Annotated in this window: 1 protein-coding gene; it reads right to left on the minus strand. The window is 71.1% G+C overall.

Annotated elements, in window-relative coordinates:
• Positions 1 to 544: autotransporter outer membrane beta-barrel domain-containing protein (locus AC1DIO_RS35430; RefSeq protein WP_476854961.1), on the minus strand; the 544-nt coding region annotated here is incomplete at both ends.

Raw genomic sequence — 544 nt, forward strand, 5'->3', positions numbered from 1 at the left:
AGAGTTCGCCGTCGAGCCGGGCGCCGAGCGTGACGGAGGGGCTGAGCCTGAGGTCGAGCCCGGCGGCGAGCAGCGCGCTGTTGCGGGCGGGCCTGGCCCCCTCGACCGCGAAGCCTGAGCCGGTCAGGCCGGCAATCGAGGCGGAGAGACCGGCGTCACGCTGGTAGTAATGCGCCCAGCTCGCCCGGAGATAGCCGGCGACTGGCAACCCGTTCAGGCTATTGGCATAATCGAGCTGCAGGCCAAGCTCGCTGCGCGAGGTGATGTCGTTGCGCCGGGCGAGCGCCAGCGCGCCGGCATTGGCCCCGGCCCAGTTCGCCTCGATCAGGCCCGGGCTGCGGGCCTGGATCGCCTGCAGCGCCGCCAGCGGCGAGAGCGTCAGGCCGTTCCATGACAGCACCGCGGCGCTCGCCTGCAGCCGGCCGCTCCAGGCGGTGGTGGCATAGGACGAGGACAATGCGCTGCCGAGCACCGGGATACTGCGCTTGATCTCGTTCTCGAGCCGGCCATAGCMGAAGGCAGCGGCAAGATTGACCGGCCCGAG

The sequence above is a fragment of the Allobosea sp. 05T439 genome (genome assembly GCF_056396005.1).